Source organism: Halorubrum sp. GN11_10-6_MGM, assembly GCF_005435165.1.
In the GTDB taxonomy this organism is placed as follows: Archaea; Halobacteriota; Halobacteria; order Halobacteriales; family Haloferacaceae; genus Halorubrum.
In genome coordinates this window covers 1-14,717 of record NZ_SGUC01000047.1, presented here as the reverse complement: position 1 = coordinate 14,717, position 14,717 = coordinate 1, and the positions used below count along the sequence as shown (strand labels likewise).

The window sequence follows — 14,717 nt, the reverse complement described above, 5'->3', positions numbered from 1 at the left end:
CCATCCGAGACGGAAGAGCCTCTGTTCAGTTCTCCGATCACGCTTCATCAGCGATTTGACTCAACACCGTCTTGCTCAACTATCCGCACAAACACCGCCTCGACGCGCCGCTAAACTACAACGGATGCCGGTTCGACAGAGAAGTTTAACCGAGCCCCCTCGGTTTCAGACACCTAGTCGATAGGCGGCTGCGTCAGGTCGCCGTTACTGCTATACGTCGCTACCGTGAAGCCACAAACAACTGGGAGACACCGGTGATCTAACGCTATGGGTCGAAAACGAAGCCGAGACCGTTCGCGGGGCACGTCGCGTGGGCTCGTTAGCCGCCGCGGGGTCATCGGCGTGCTGGCGGCCGGCGGCGTCGGAGTCGCCGCCCTCGAAGGCACCGGCGCCTTCAGTGCGATCGACTCACGACGCGATGTCAGCATCGTGTCGACGGGCGACGACGAGGCTTTTTTACGCATTACCGGCGGACAGGCGGGCGGTTCCGACGGGGACACCGTCACGCTGTTCGAGCTGACGAACCAGTTCGACCAGCCGCTGACGGCGATCTCGGCGACGGTCGTGAGTTCGGGACCGCCGATCGACCCGCAGACGATACGGACGCCTGCCGAACTCCCGCCGGGTGGGTCCGGCGACGTCCGAGCGACGGTCGATTGCGAGGCCAACGGCGCGGTCGAGATCCAGTTCGTCGCCTCCAACGCGAACCAACGCGTCGAGTTCACGCGGACCGCGCAGGTCGCGTGCGAGAACTTCAACGTGTGTGCCCCTCGAGAGCGTCCCTCCGGGTGCGTCGTCAACGAGGTCCCGAAGAAGTCCACCGACTGTAGCCTCGTGATCGACAAGCCGAGCCAGATCAGAGAGCGGATCACGGGCAACACCACGGTCGGCGGTGCGGCCGAGTTCTACTCGAAGAGCCAGATCGACCTGACGCTCAGGGGGAACTCGGAGATCGGAGAGTATCTCAAGGTAGACACGCCGAGCCAGATCGGCTTAGATCTCGGCGGCAACAGTCGCGTCCGGGGCGTCCTCAAAGTACGGAGCAAGTCACAGCTCGATCTCGACGTCTCGACGCGCGTCGGGGGCGGACTCTGCGTCGCGGACGCTGGAGAAATAAAGTTCACGCCGCGTGGCGCTACGATCGACGGCGAGGTGTCGCTGACCTCGAACGACCAGGTGACCGTCGACAGCTTGAAGCACGCGACGACCGGTCCGATCACGATCGACGCCTCCGGTCAGGTGAAGTTCGACAAGACACGGAATTCAACCGTGAACGGGCCAGTGTCAGTAACCGCAGCCGGTCAAGTCAAGCTGGACGAGCTGGAGGCCGTCTCGACCGGTCCGATCACGGTCGACGGCAAGGGGCAGGTAGATATCGTCAGCGGGCGTGACACGACCGTCGACGGGGCCATCGAGGTCACGGACGCCGGCGGCCAGATCACGCTCGATCTGGCGGCGACCGAGATCTCCGAGGGCGTTTCGTTGGCCAACAACAGCCAGGTGAAACTGTCGCTGACGGACGGATCGACTATCGGATCGACCGTCGACGTGGACACCGAGAGTCAGGTGAAGGTCGACCTGACGGACAGTCAGATCGAAGACGATCTGGACATCGTAACCAACAGTCAAGTCGAGCTCGACCTGACGGACAGTCAGATCGACGGGACGGTTACGATCGAATCGCAGAGCCAAGTCGACGTCAGACTAAAAGACTCGTCGATCGCCGGCGATCTCTCTATCTCGACGCCGAGCCAGATCTCCGTCTCCGACTGTTCGGCTGTCGAAGGGACGGTTAGCCCACAGCGGGCGTGCTGATAGGACTGAACACCCGAAATCGAGCGCGTCGGATTCATCGCTCTCCAGCGTCTGAAGTAGCCGGCTTCCCCCACGTTCGGAGCGGGCATCCCGACAGGGGCGACGAATCGGCTCCATCAACGGGCGGGATGAGCGTTCGCTTGATCGTCTTCTGAAGGAGAGATGCGATCACGGTCGCCGTCAATCATCTCAGTTCCCCCGCGCTTATGACGCCGACGGCACAAATCCGGAGTCGAACCGGATGCCCCGCGACGCCGACGCGACGATTCTGATAGTCGAGGACGACGGCGAGCAGGCCGCGGAGTACGCCGACTGGCTGGCGGGATACGCGGTCCGGATCGCCGCCGGCGGCGAGCGCGCGCTCGACGCGCTCGACGGCGACGTCGACGTGGTGCTCCTCGACGGCGACCTCGCCGACCCGTCCGCCGAGGAGCTGCTCGGTCGGATCCGCGCCCGTCGGCCCGACTGTCAGATCGGCCTCCTCTCGGGGGTGAGCGTCGGCGACAGCGTCCATCGGCTCGACATCGACGAGTACGTCCCGCGGCCGCTCGCCCGCGACGAGCTCCGCGAGAGCGTCGCGCGGCTCGTCGACCACGGTGCCGTGGAGTCCGCCGTCGAGACGTACCTCGCGCTCGTGGCCCGCCGCCGCCGGATCGAGGACAGGAAGGACGACGCGGAGCTGGCCGACGACGAGCGCTACCGGGAACTGACCGGCGAGATCGCCGCCCGACGCCGGCAGGTCGACACGCTGCTCGCGGAGATCGACGACCCGGTCGCGGGGGCCGAGGGCGACGCGGTCGAAGGGATCTCGGCGTCCGGCGACGACGACGCCTCTGCAACCGTCGTCCCCGCGGGGCCGCCGCTGTACCGGACCCGCTCGACGGGGTTCTACGCGCTCTGGCTCGCGGCCGCCCTGACGTACGGCGTCGGCGACGTGGTCTCGACGCTGTACGCCACGGCCGCGGTTCCCGGGCTCATCGAGGCGAACCCGGTCGTCGGGACGCTGCTCTCGTCCGCAGGCCTCCCGGGATTCCTCCTGTTGAAGCTGATCGTGTTGCTCGTGCTGGTCTCGGTGAGCGTGCAGGGAGCCCGGCAGCGGGAGCCGTTCTCGTACTACTGGCCGCCGGTCGTCGCGACCGGGATCGGACTGCTACTCACCGGGTGGAACGTCCGGCTCATCGTGGGGGCGTGAACGAGGAGATACCCCCCGGTATCCGACTCACCGCCACCGTCGGATCGTCCGCCGGACCCGCTCAGAGATCGACAGCTCCCGGCCGCGGTCGCGGAATCGGAACGGTTCGAGCCCGACGGTGAGCACGTACACCGCCGTGACGACGACGATTATCACGGCGTTTATCGCCGCGACGGCGGCGAACGGGTGAATCGCGTGCAGCGAGAGGATGACCGGCGCCGGGAGGAACTGCACGTACTGCCACTCGGAGACGGACCTGACGTACGCGCCGGTCTCCTCGGGGGCGTGAAGCGTGACGGTCGTCGACGCCGTCTCGCCGCGGGGCGCGGCGAGCGAGCTCTGAGCGACGTCGACGCCCGTGCTGGCCGCGTCGACGGTCGCGATCCGGGGGATGAACCCGTCGTTGGTGAAGTTGTACGTGTACTCCACCGACCCGCCGCGCTCGATGACGGTCGGGTTCGAGCTCGCCGTCTGCGAACTCACGATCGTGATGTCGTTCGTCCCCGAGGGGATCACCATGCTCGCCGTCGCCGGGACGGTGATGAGGAGTACGATCGCGAGCAGCACGAGGACCGCGCTCGTCTTGCCGCCGCGGTCCCTGGAGCGGTCGTCTCGCCCCGAGCGGCGGTTCGACCCGCCGACGGCCTCGGCGACGAGGCTGTAGCCGAGGAGTAACAGCCCGACGAGGACCATCGACGAGCCGACGTTGCCCTCGGCGATCCCGCCGAGTCCCGGGATCCCAGAGAGGAACGTCGCCGCGAACCCGAACGCGTCCTGCATCGCGAGGACGGCGAGACCGATGTTGGGGATGACGACCGTGTCACCGCCGAGCTGGAGCGCCACGGCTTTGATCTGCGACTCCTGAACCGGCGGTTCGGGACCGTCCTGATCGGTGAAGGGGTTGGCGTCGCCGCGCGTGACGTACCCCTGATCAGTCTCTGCGACGACCCGATGCGTCGTCAGCCCGCCGCCCTGGAGCTCCTGCGCGTCGAACGTCACGACGTCGCCTTCCTCGATGTCGCCGGCGATCGACGGCGGGACGGCGACGAACCCGTCGCCGGGCGCCATGTTCGCCGGCTCCGCGTTCATGCTCCCCGTGAGGACGAACCCGAGCACGATCGGCTGGCCGAGCTGCTGGCCGACCAGCATGGCGACCACGAGAACGACGAGGAGCGCCGTGATCCCGGATCCGGCCAGTGAACGTGGGTTCACGCGGTTACCCCCCGGGACATATCCAACGAGTGGTAGTACGGGGGTGAGATGTATAGCTTGTTCGCCAACGAGACCGGGTTTGAGCCACAGAACAAGATCATCGCTGTGGCCGTTGGCGGGTGCTCAGCCTAATGGCGGTTCACAGACGTACATCTGGCCGCCGTTGAACACGGCGTAGCGTTCTCGATCGGGATCGTACACTACACGTTCGCCCGCGTCCGCAGCGACGTTGATAAGATCGACAAGCGACGACATTTCGATAACGTTTGAATCAGCAAGGTCGGGCTGTGTAGAGAGAGAACCGACGGAAATCCACTCGGAATACTCAGAGTGAACCAGTTGATCGCGTTCTGCTGGCGACAGCGCGATCCGTCCCCGACGGCGTGCGACGACGAGACCACCGAGACCGGCGATGCTAAACAGGAGCACGGCCGGTCCGCCAAAGCGTCTGGCAGACGAGTACTCGCGTGTAGTGGTGCTCGTCCGCGTTTGACGACTGGTGTTCGTCACCTCTCCCGGGTCATTAACGACGAATGCATCACCGTCTGGGATTAGTCGAAGTTCATCCGTGAATTCACGATTAATTGGTTGGCCGTTGACTCGGCCGGTCAGACGAGTCTGGGCCCGCACGATCACAACCGGGTCACCGGGTGTCTCACCAAACGTCTCCTCAACGCGTTCAAGTTGAACGCGCGTCTGGTTCATATCGAACTCAAAGTCGGTAGTCGCCGTTCCGCCCGGCTCAACGTCAGCCGTCGTGACACTCCCGACATCGCGGGTCCGCTGCCAGAAGACAGTCCCGTCGCTGCGGCCCTGAACGGTTGATTGAAGCCTGACGTCAATATCGATATTGCCATTGCCACTTGCGGCGTATTGGAGCTGATACTCGCCTGAGAGAACTGGTGAGATGAGCGGAAAGTACGCTCGCTGGTTCTGTAGGCGCTGTCCCGTGTCGTATACTGGGTTTTCTCCGGTGACCGTTGCGCCGTGATCGAACGTCGCGGTCCGGCTCCACTGTGAGACGACTTCGGTTTCGGTCTGTGTTTCCGGACTTACGTGGGTCGTATAGCTAACCCACAGGCCGGCCGTCATCAGTAAGACGAGAAGGCCGATGATGAGTATGTACTGGGTATCGACCGTGTCCCGGATCCGCAAGCGGAGTTCGTCATCAGACCCATCGACCGCGCTGGTCATCGTCGGGGGCCTCCGAACAGACGGCTCGGACCAGAGCCCGCACCGGGTGCGCCACGGATCTGGGGACGACCGCCGACGAACCGTGCAGCGAGGAGAAACGGGATCGCCAGAATTGCGTCAAGAACGAGGACCGGAGCGAGCGGGCTGAACTGATAAAGGGTGTTGATGACCGGCGCAGGCATCACGAGCGGATACCGATACTCCTGAACGTACCGTCTGTACGCGCCCGTCTCAGGCGGTGCCGACAGACGGATCGTGGCGTTCGCCGAGTCGGTCAGTTGGATGCGACCGCTGCCGGTTCCGTTGAGTACCTGTACGCCGTCGCTGGCCGGTTCGACGTAGTATTGTACCGGAAAAACCGTCCCGCCGGGAACTCTGTATGTAGTCGTTTCGGTCTCGCCTGCGGCAATGACGCTCGGACCGGGCAAGTCAGCTTCAGCGCTCACAACCTGATATTCGGTCGGTCCGAACGGAGCTAGGGCACTTGCGGTCGCCGTTGCGAGGACGACCATTCCACACACCAAGATGATCTCACGCGGTCCGACAGACAATCGGCGCCCACTGTCGTGTCCGGGAGGCCGGTCCCCGAGCGACGGCCGTTCTAAACGCCCGCTGCCACCGCCGCTGGCCAGCAATATAACCAAGCCCGCGACTCCGGCGCCGATCCAGACGTGAGTTGGGATCCGTTGCTGGAGTCCGTCGCCGGCGCTCCGAATCGCAACCGCGGCCGTACCGAGTTCTGGAATTGTAACAAGAGTGTCGGCAACGCGGACACCGACAGCGACGACCTGTGGCTCACGAACCGGCGGCTCTCCCGCCGATTGATCGGTGAACGGATTCGCGTCACCTTGTGTCACGTATCCGCGATCGGTCTCGGAAATGACGCGGTGAGTGGTCAGGCCGCCGCCATTGATTTGTTCTGCTCGGTAGACAATGACGTCACCGGATGACGGTGAACCAACCACCTCAGGTGGTAGCGAAACGAATCCGTCGCCGGGCTCAAGCGTAGGCTCCATACTCCCGGTTTCGACGTATCCGAGCAAGATCGGCTGCCCGACGAGCTGACCGGCGAGAAGAGTGATCGCAAAGAGGATAACGAGAGCCTCGACCAGCCGCTCTGCTGTTGCCCGCATTCATCATGGAACTATTATCACAGTGATATAAAACTTGCCAATGTGGCGGAGTCCACAAGAAGCGAATCCAGTGCGCCCGCCCGAGTTGTCGGCTGTGAGAGCATCCGGCGGCCTGCGAAGATGAGTTATCAACATGACGATTTGGAGGACAGCACTTTAGCGCGTTGGGAAGAAAATCCGTGGTATGGGCGATTTTCTACCCGAAAAGATGCGGTTTGGCGCGCTCGCCGACGCGTGTCTGCTTGTCGGTCCCCCAGTACTCTATCTGCTTGTGTTTCTCGCACCGAGCGAGACGCGACTTGCGTTATCGTTATCACATACGGCACCAACTTTTTATTCGCTATACACGTCGCACTTCGTTCACTTCACGGAAGCACATTTGACAGCAAACGTTGTCGGGTATCTCATCGCCGCGACGGTCGGATATCTCCTCGCACACATTGCCGGTACGCGCGGGCGCTATCGTATTGCGCTCTTCGTTATTGTCACCGTCTTGCCGCCAGTATTGTCACTTCTTAATCTTGCGATCCCGCGTCAGAGCATTGGATACGGCGCGTCTGGGGTAGTGATGGGTGTGGTCGGTCTCGTTCCGGTGTTCGTGTTCGTTTACCTGCATCATCGACCACAGACCGGTGGTAGCGTTGAGGACGCGCCGGTTCTCTTCTTTTGTGGGTTCGCGGTCGTTGGCGTCTCGGCACCGATTGGGTGGCTCGGCGCCGGCGTCAGCGCGGCAGCGCTTCTCTCGGCCGTACTGTACGGGATCGACATCCGGATCGACTTCGGATCCGTTAGGCGGCTCCCGCCCGGACATCTCGAACTGCTCGCCGCCGGGGTCATAATCGGGGTCGGGTACCCGGCCGTAGCGTTTCCCTCGAACCTGCACGTCCAGGGCGGGATAGTCAACCTTTACGTCCACCTCCTCGGCTACGCGCTCGGGTTTATTCCGGCGTATCTCACGCCTAGTATCGGGAGTGAGATACTGTTTGCAACCTCGAAGGCGTAGCGATCGTCCGGTTCGTCCATAGAAGACGAGTGGGGGCAGCAATCGCGGCGCTGCATACCGGACCTCACTCCCGCCGGCGGATGCGGATGAATGCCACCGCCGCCAGGATGGCCAGCACAGCCGCAATCCCAAGGGTCGGGAGGAGGCTGATACCCCCAAGCTCGCCGTCTGGCGGCTGGTCGTCCGGGGGTGCTACCCCGTCCGTTCCATCGGCGTCATCAGGTGTACCGCCGTCGTCGACGGCCGGGTCATCGTCGGCGTCATCGACCGGGTCGTCGACACCGTCGTCCACATCGTCGGGAGCGTCCGGACCATCGGTCCCCTCGTCGTCGTCACCGGAATCGTCGGCGTCGTCGCCGTCTCCGAGATCCACGTCGCCGCCACCGCCGCCACCGCCGCCACCGCCGAGGTCCAGCGTCGGCGCGCCGGGGTTCACCGTCGCCGCGAACGGCGAGAAGCCGGGCGTCTCCGCGACGAGCGTGATCGTGCCGCCACCGGTGCTCTGGACTGTAGTGGGGAGCACCTGCCACGTCGTGCCGTCGTACCGTTCGAGCGCGAGATCCGACGGCGCGACATCTGCCGGGACCGCCGAGGCGTCGAGTTCGACTGTGACGGTGGCATCGGCGTTGGGGGTGGTCGGAACGGAAACGTTCGCCGCTCCGACCACGGACGACCCCTGCGGCGAGTTGCCGCCGGCGACGTTGGCGACGGATTCCGTAGCGAGCGCGCGGACGGTGACGTCGTCGCTAGCCCCACCTGCCAAGTCGACGGTCACCGATTCGATGCTCGGATCATCGCTTCCCGAGACGGCGTTCGGAAGCGTGACTGTCTCGCCGGGGGGAGCGGTCTGTGGCGGGCCGCTGACCACAACCTGTCGGGTCACGGAATCAGAACCGTTCGGCGCTCGCGCGGCGGTCTCGTCGACGGTGAGCGTCACGTTGTACGTGCCGGGGTCAGCGAAGGCGTGAGCTTCCCGTGGGTCGACGTTGTTCGTGACGGTGCCGTCGTCGAAGTCGTAGGCGTACGTGATCGCGTCACCCTCGCTGGCGGTAGCGTTGAACGTCACCGGCTCGCCGGCCGTGGGCACGCCCGTCTCGATCGCGAGGACCGCGTCGGCGATCTGGCTCACGTCGGCGTTGACGGTGAACGTGACATCGTTGGCGGTGAACTCGTCGCGGGTGTCGACCGCGAACCCGATCACGGTCGACTCGCCGGTGTCTAGTCGGACGGCGTTGGCCTCGCCCTCGATCGACGTCCCGGGGTCCGAGTCCTCGATATCGCTAGCCCCGCGGTAGAACGCGAAGTCATCGGCGGCGGTGCCCTCGCCCGTGACGTACACGTACGCCTGTCTGCCCTCCGCGTTGCTGGCAGTATTCGTGTTGACGGCCACGATCACGTTGTCGAAGCGCGCGAGCGTGTCGGCGGGGAGCCCCTCGCCGGGGACCGCGGCGTCGGCGTCGAGTTGGATCGACACCTGGCCGTCGTCGCCGACCTGGACGTAGTCGGCGTTGGGTGTGTCGGCCGCGCGGATCTCCACCCCCTCGCCGATCTCGGCGGCCTGCGTGCTGGCGAGCGGCGCTGTGGCTGCCAGCAGGGCGAGCACGGCGAGCGCGGCGACGAGGGTGTGGAGTTTCACAGTTAGTATAGTTTGATTCATACTAGGCTATCTATATACTCAGAGTTGATCCAGTACCCATTCATACATCAGTTCGCTGGTGTTGTTGAAAATATCTATGTGATATGATTTGGTCGCTTTGATCCGAGCGTCTGTCGTGCGAATCTAGATTTCTAGGATATCCGAACTCTCTGTAGGACTCACAGCTTCGTTTTGGAAGACACCACCGCCGTCAGTACCGAACACTTCATTAATAACGATCTCAGAGGGTGCGCTGGGAAGGTCAGGCACGTCAGCATCCGCCGCCACAGCGGCCCAATCAATGAGGAACATATAGCTTCGCTGGTCATTCGACTCAATCGCAGCATATCCTGAGATATCGGCTCCCGAGACAGCAACCCGATCCGCTGTGCCTCCAGTCCCAGTGTTCCGACTCAGGTATCCACCAGGACTCTCTCCATTAACATCGCTCGGGTCTCCCTCTGGACCTGCGTACCCGAACCGGAAGTCATCGTTACCGGCATCTCCCACTGTCCCGTTCTCGCCGATTTCTCCATCATCACCCGTATCGGAGTCGATATTGACTTCTAACTGGTATGAGTCAGGGTTAGCTGGCCAGCCACCTTCTCCTGGCGAGTAGACGCTGTTGTCTAGGTTAACCGAAACAACGGTCGTCTGTCCAGCACTGACCTGCGCAGTGAAGAACGAGCCATCACTCGAACTACTGTCAGTAAGTGTTGTATCGAGTTGGATGAGCGCCGGGAACGCGTCGTTGTCCCTCAGCAGAGCCTCAATCTGGTCAAATTTCCCGGTCTCCCCGTTAACATCTGCTGGGGTCTGTTCTGAGCCTATATCAGTGAGTTTGATCGCCGCCGTTCCGGTGCCGGTATCACTGACTAGGTTATCCTCGATGGTATAACTGAAGTCGCCGATGCGAGCCTCGCCGAGCGTAAACGCGGTAATACCCTCGCCTAGAATTCCACCATCACTGTCGGACTCCGTGACGCTGTTGCCCGAGATGGTCACCGAACCGCCTGAGCTGGAACCGGATCCGTGCTGAACCTGGATACCGGCATCGGTCACAGTGTTATCGGTAATCTCGATATCAACGCCTCGAACGTCAATCGCGTTGGTATCGAAACTGGCGTTGGATGTGATGTCCAGCCCCTGAATCGTTAGTCCACGGAGATCGCTTGGTTGAGCACCGCTGATCAGGTGTACGTCATCGTCCCTACCGAGACCATCGTACGTGAAGCTGAGGTTTCGGATAGTAACGTCGTCGCTTTCGATGTTGATAGCTTCGTCAGAAACGAGTTCAGACACATTGACTGAAGGCTTCCCTTCAAAACCACTGAGCGTAAGGGGTTTATCAATAGTGACTCCTTCATTGATGTCTTCCGCGTTCCTCACACCGACGACAGCGCGTGATTCGGCCGCCGAGACCGCTTCTGAGATACTCGGGAAGATGTTCTCATCGTTGCTATCTTCCTCAGAGTCACCGTCATCGTCGGGGTCACCGAACGCGTCCGAATCAACCACGTACTGCGGCTGCGGAACGTTCTGCCCCGGCGACGACGCGTTTGCGTCCGCGTACAGGACGACGCTGTCGAGCAGCTGCCCGCTCACGTCGTTGCTGAGCGTGTCGACGGTCATCCCGACCACAACCTGCTCGCCGACCGCAAGATCAGCCGAGTTGTCCGCGCCTTCGAGCGACTGCCCGGTCGCGTCGAGCGCGTCCGCCGACCCGCTGACCCGGAACGTCACCGCGTCGCTGTCGTCCTCGAAGTAGACGCTGACCGGTTGGGAGCCCTGATTGACGACCCGGAACAGGTCCTCAAGCTGAGTGACCGCATCCTGTGCGACACCCTCTCCGGAACCGCTGTTGTCGCCGTCGAGGTTGATTTCGACCGTGCTGTCGCCGTTCTCCGTGTCGACGTACTTGCCCGCATTATCGCTGCTGAGCGGCTGGATCGCGACGAACGAACTGCTGTCACCTGCAACCGACACGTCCACGTTACGCTCCGCCTGGACACTGGTAAACGCCTCTGTACCGAAGGCCGCGCTCCCACCCGCGGCGGCCGCGCCGATGCCAATGAGTAGCTTCCGCCGTCTCATGATGCGTCCGACTCTGTGAGTGGATACCACTTCGTTTTCGGGTCGTTGAAGTGTCGAAACGAGCGGTTTCGATACGCGAGCTGCTCAGTGAAACCGCGTAACGAGTCGTTTACGGGAACTGAAACGACGTACAGCGGGGGTGTCACACGGGACACTTCGCGAGAGGTGTGTATTTTGATAGCTTCGCTATCTCTCTCAAAAAAGACAAAACAGTTATATATCTTGTTGAAACACATCAGTGCGACTGATGAACTTCCCCTCCGCTAACTGGTTGACGTCCGGTACAGGCGTCGAGTTAGACGAAGAGGTGGTCTTCTCCGTCCTGTCGAACCGACGCCGGCGGTTTGCGCTCCACGCCCTCTGTCAGCGCGGGGAGGCGACCGACCTCGGCTGGCTGGCCGAGCGGGTCGCCGCGTGGGAAGCGAACGTGGCCCCCGCCGAGGTGGACTCGGACACGCGAAAGTCTTGTTACGTATCGCTCCAACAGACCCATCTTCCGAAAATGGACAAGACCGACATCGTCGCGTTCGACAAGCGTGCCGGTGTCGTGCGTCCAACACCCGCCGTCGAGGATCTCGACATCTACTTGGATGTCGTCACCGAGCCCGAGATCCCGTGGCACGGCTACTACCTCGGTCTTGCGGCGGTGGGCGCCGCATTGTTGGCGGCGCTGTGGACCGACGCGGTGCTGTTCAGTGCGTTGCCTGACCTCGCGTGGGTGGCCTTCCTCGTCGGTGCGCTCGTTGTCTCTGCGCTCGCACACGCGTACTTCGCCCGACGCAGAAAGCTCGGCGGCGACGGGCCGCCACCGGAGGTAGAGGGGTGAGACACCGACGGCTGATCCTCGCGCTGTTCGTCCTCGCGACGGTCATCACCGGAACTGCTGGGTACAGCGCGATCCAGGCCGAGCGGTCAGTTGATGTCACCGTCGCCGACGATGGAAACGCGTATTTGGCCGTCGAGAATCAAAACAATTCCGTGGAGAACGGGTCGACAGAGGGTGTACTCAGCGTCACTAATCAGTTCGGCCGAGAGGTCGAACTGACCGTTGATGACGTTGAGACAACCGGAAGTGTTGAGTACGACTCGGTGGATGGAGCGACCAGCGACGTGACTCTCAGCGCCGACGAACAAGCGATGATCAACGCGTCGTGTACGGGGACCGATGACGGAGAATTAGAGGTGATGGTGTTCGTCGAAAGCGATGATAATGAGCTCTCTGTCAGGACGATGCAGGTGGTTGAGATCAGCTGTACTAGCAATTGACCTGCGCGATCCGACGACCCTTCATCGCCTGGACGCGGCGGGGGACTAGTGATGTCGTGAGTGAAAGACGTGTTAACGCGTCTCCTCTGATGGCTCCGATCGCTCGCTACTTGGTCCGTTCCAGTCGCTGCACCCAAGAGTTAGACGTGTTATTCTCGACCCAGTCGGCGGGTGCCGTTCCGGTAGATGTGAGTTTCATTGAGCCGGGCCCACATGGCAATTTACCCTTTCATCTCTGGATGGTCTTGTTTGTCGCGCGGTTCACTACGCTGGCGACCTGAAACGTAGGTGTACCGATCTGCGACTCACAAGGTGGGGGCCGGATTCGTTCCGGTCCGTGGAGGGTCTACACCGACTTGAAGGGTCAAAATGCCTCGTTCGCCGAGAGACAGCCGCTCATGACAACTGCGGACAGCCACGTGACGCTTGGGAGGAACTTAATCGATGAACGGCGAGATGTACGCGACAGGGAGCCCGAACACGTTGCTCGGGAAGTGGCTGTAAAGATTCGCCCGGATTGCGGCCGAGATCACGGCCGGGGGCCGACGGGCACGACTGTCGCGACCACGACGAGTTCGCTGTAGCGAGGCGTGGCCGCAGTCCGAGCGACGACGTGGCCTGCCTCGTCGAGCGGCTTGCAGCGGACACGGCGGCCGTACGAAGGCGCGACGGTGACGCTCGCACGCGGACTCGATGACCCGATCGCCCACGATTCCGATCTACACTGAGTGGTCGAGGGGCCGTCGCCAACCGGGATACCTCAAACGGACGAGACGGGCGTCCAGTCGGTGACGCCCTCGCGGCTCCGGACGCGGAAGACGGCGTCGTCCGTCGAGTCGGTCGCCCCGGCCGCGTCGGCCGCCTCGCCCGGAGCGTCGACCGCCCCTCGCTTCCGCGTCTCGATCACCGCGTCGAACGGCTCCCGCAGGGCGCGGCGTCTCGGGTCGTCGAACACGGGCGTGGCGGCGACGGCGGCGACCGGCCACCCCTGACCGGTCGCCTGGTTGATGAGGACCTGCGCGAACTGGAACACCGACTCGACTGCTCTGTTGAAGAGCGATCTTATCAGCCGATATCACCGGTTTAGAAGGGTGAAGCCGAGGAAATCGAACCTACCATGGAAATCGATATCCTCGACTTCATCGAGCAGTGTCGTCACCTAGCTAAACAAGCGTTGGGGAAGCACGCGGGCGAGCCCGCCAGCGGCGGGTTCGCCCGCTGGGTTCACGTCGTCCTGCACTGCTTTCGGGTCGAAGAGACCCACAGCTACCGTGAAACGCCGAATAGGCTAAAGTACATGGCTGAAGTGCGTGATGCTCTCGACTTAGATCCGGACGATTTTCCCGATCACACGACGCTCTACAAATCGTTTGTTCGACTAAAAATGTGGGTATGGCGGGCGCTGCTGCGCGTTTCCGCGCAGCAGCACCCGCAGTCTGGCCACGCTGCGCTCGACAGCACGTTTTTCGACCGCCGACGTGCACCATCGTACTTCCGGCAGCGGGCCGGACGGACGATACAGACGCTCAAAGCGAGGACACTGACAGATGTGGACTCTTTTGCTGTCCTCGATGTTCACATCGCAGCACGATGGAAGCACGATACAAAGACCGGACCGCAGGTCGTCCGCAGAAACGCGGACAACCTGCAGTCCGCCGCCGACAACGGCTTCCAAGATTGGCATACCGAGTATGAAATCGCAGCACATGATGTTGAGTACCTTGTTCACTACCGCGGTTCGTCAGCGAAAGCAGCCGCGAACAACGCGCTCAATCGAGCAAATGGCTACGCTCAGCGGTGGATGGCCGAAACCTCGTACTCGACAACGAGGCGCTCGCTCGGCGATGCCGTGCGAGCGCTGAGTTGGTGTCGACAGTTCCGTGAAATTGTCCTCATGTTCGCCATCACTAACATAGAACCACTGTGTGAGCCGCTGTAACCATGACTCAACGTCTATTCAACAGAGCACTGTCGACGAGGTTCAGCCACCGCCGCTGGATCAAGATCGACGTTCTGGAACGTCTCGGCGATAGCGTACTTCTTGGTCGCTCTTGTGTAGCACATTGTTGATTTCAGAGAGTGGCTTTGACGGCGTGTTTGAGCGCTTTTCGTCCGGGTTTGCGGTAGAGTTCTCGTCTGAGTTGGAACGCTCGGAGATACTGTGTGAGGCGA

At 62.3% G+C, this 14,717-nt stretch carries 12 protein-coding genes and 1 pseudogene; 6 read left to right on the top strand and 7 right to left on the bottom strand.

The genetic code is table 11. The features are described 5' to 3' along the window. Positions 1 to 267: 267 nt before the first annotated feature. The gene (locus EXE46_RS15155) at positions 268 to 1,815 is read left to right on the top strand and encodes a hypothetical protein (RefSeq protein WP_137689193.1); all 1,548 of its coding nucleotides are present in this window, start codon (positions 268 to 270) and stop codon (positions 1,813 to 1,815) included. Between the two features lie 241 nt (positions 1,816 to 2,056). Beyond that, positions 2,057 to 3,007 (top strand): HalX domain-containing protein, encoded by a 951-nt coding sequence (locus tag EXE46_RS15150; protein ID WP_137689192.1) that lies wholly within the window; start codon positions 2,057 to 2,059, stop codon positions 3,005 to 3,007. 27 nt (positions 3,008 to 3,034) lie between these two features. Here the strand turns inward: EXE46_RS15150 and EXE46_RS15145 are convergent, their stop codons facing one another. From EXE46_RS15145 to EXE46_RS15135, 3 genes are all read right to left on the bottom strand, one after another. Then, positions 3,035 to 4,219 (bottom strand): S26 family signal peptidase, encoded by a 1,185-nt coding sequence (locus EXE46_RS15145; RefSeq protein WP_137689191.1) that lies wholly within the window; start codon positions 4,217 to 4,219, stop codon positions 3,035 to 3,037. Positions 4,220 to 4,342: 123 nt separating this feature from the next. Next, entirely contained in the window at positions 4,343 to 5,413 is a 1,071-nt protein-coding gene (locus EXE46_RS15140) for a DUF5305 domain-containing protein (protein WP_137689190.1), read from the bottom strand. Then, positions 5,410 to 6,546 carry a S26 family signal peptidase gene (locus EXE46_RS15135; protein WP_137689189.1) on the bottom strand — a complete coding sequence of 379 codons (1,137 nt, stop codon included), beginning with the start codon at positions 6,544 to 6,546 and terminating at the stop codon, positions 5,410 to 5,412. Before EXE46_RS15135 ends, EXE46_RS15140 begins: the two co-directional genes overlap by 4 nt. 184 nt (positions 6,547 to 6,730) lie before the next feature. Between EXE46_RS15135 and EXE46_RS15130 the strand changes: the two genes are divergently transcribed. Beyond that, complete coding sequence (locus EXE46_RS15130; RefSeq protein WP_137689188.1) at positions 6,731 to 7,549, top strand: rhomboid family intramembrane serine protease; 819 nt, start codon at positions 6,731 to 6,733, stop codon at positions 7,547 to 7,549. A gap of 64 nt (positions 7,550 to 7,613) precedes the next feature. Here EXE46_RS15130 and EXE46_RS15125 read toward each other — a convergent pair whose 3' ends face one another. Both EXE46_RS15125 and EXE46_RS15120 read right to left on the bottom strand, forming a co-directional pair. Next, on the bottom strand, positions 7,614 to 9,206 hold the full coding sequence (locus EXE46_RS15125; RefSeq protein WP_137689187.1) for a PKD domain-containing protein: 1,593 nt from the start codon (positions 9,204 to 9,206) through the stop codon (positions 7,614 to 7,616). Positions 9,207 to 9,329: 123 nt separating this feature from the next. Then, complete coding sequence (locus EXE46_RS15120; protein ID WP_137689186.1) at positions 9,330 to 11,279, bottom strand: hypothetical protein; 1,950 nt, start codon at positions 11,277 to 11,279, stop codon at positions 9,330 to 9,332. 247 nt (positions 11,280 to 11,526) lie between these two features. Here EXE46_RS15120 and EXE46_RS15115 point away from each other — a divergent pair, with 247 nt between their 5' ends. Together EXE46_RS15115 and EXE46_RS15110 are read left to right on the top strand one after the other, a co-directional pair. Beyond that, positions 11,527 to 12,105 carry a hypothetical protein gene (locus tag EXE46_RS15115; protein WP_137689185.1) on the top strand — a complete coding sequence of 193 codons (579 nt, stop codon included), beginning with the start codon at positions 11,527 to 11,529 and terminating at the stop codon, positions 12,103 to 12,105. Then, positions 12,102 to 12,545 (top strand): hypothetical protein, encoded by a 444-nt coding sequence (locus tag EXE46_RS15110; protein ID WP_137689184.1) that lies wholly within the window; start codon positions 12,102 to 12,104, stop codon positions 12,543 to 12,545. The genes EXE46_RS15115 and EXE46_RS15110 overlap by 4 nt, the downstream gene beginning before the upstream one ends. Positions 12,546 to 13,305: 760 nt before the next feature. Here the strand turns inward: EXE46_RS15110 and EXE46_RS15105 are convergent. Continuing rightward, the gene (locus EXE46_RS15105; protein WP_158413955.1) at positions 13,306 to 13,578 is read right to left on the bottom strand and encodes a hypothetical protein; all 273 of its coding nucleotides are present in this window, start codon (positions 13,576 to 13,578) and stop codon (positions 13,306 to 13,308) included. A gap of 84 nt (positions 13,579 to 13,662) precedes the next feature. Between EXE46_RS15105 and EXE46_RS15100 the strand changes: the two genes are divergently transcribed. Beyond that, positions 13,663 to 14,484 (top strand): transposase, encoded by an 822-nt coding sequence (locus tag EXE46_RS15100; RefSeq protein ID WP_137689182.1) that lies wholly within the window; start codon positions 13,663 to 13,665, stop codon positions 14,482 to 14,484. Positions 14,485 to 14,617: 133 nt separating this feature from the next. Here EXE46_RS15100 and EXE46_RS15095 read toward each other — a convergent pair. Beyond that, positions 14,618 to 14,717: pseudogene (locus tag EXE46_RS15095) on the bottom strand (IS1595 family transposase); the annotation flags it as partial.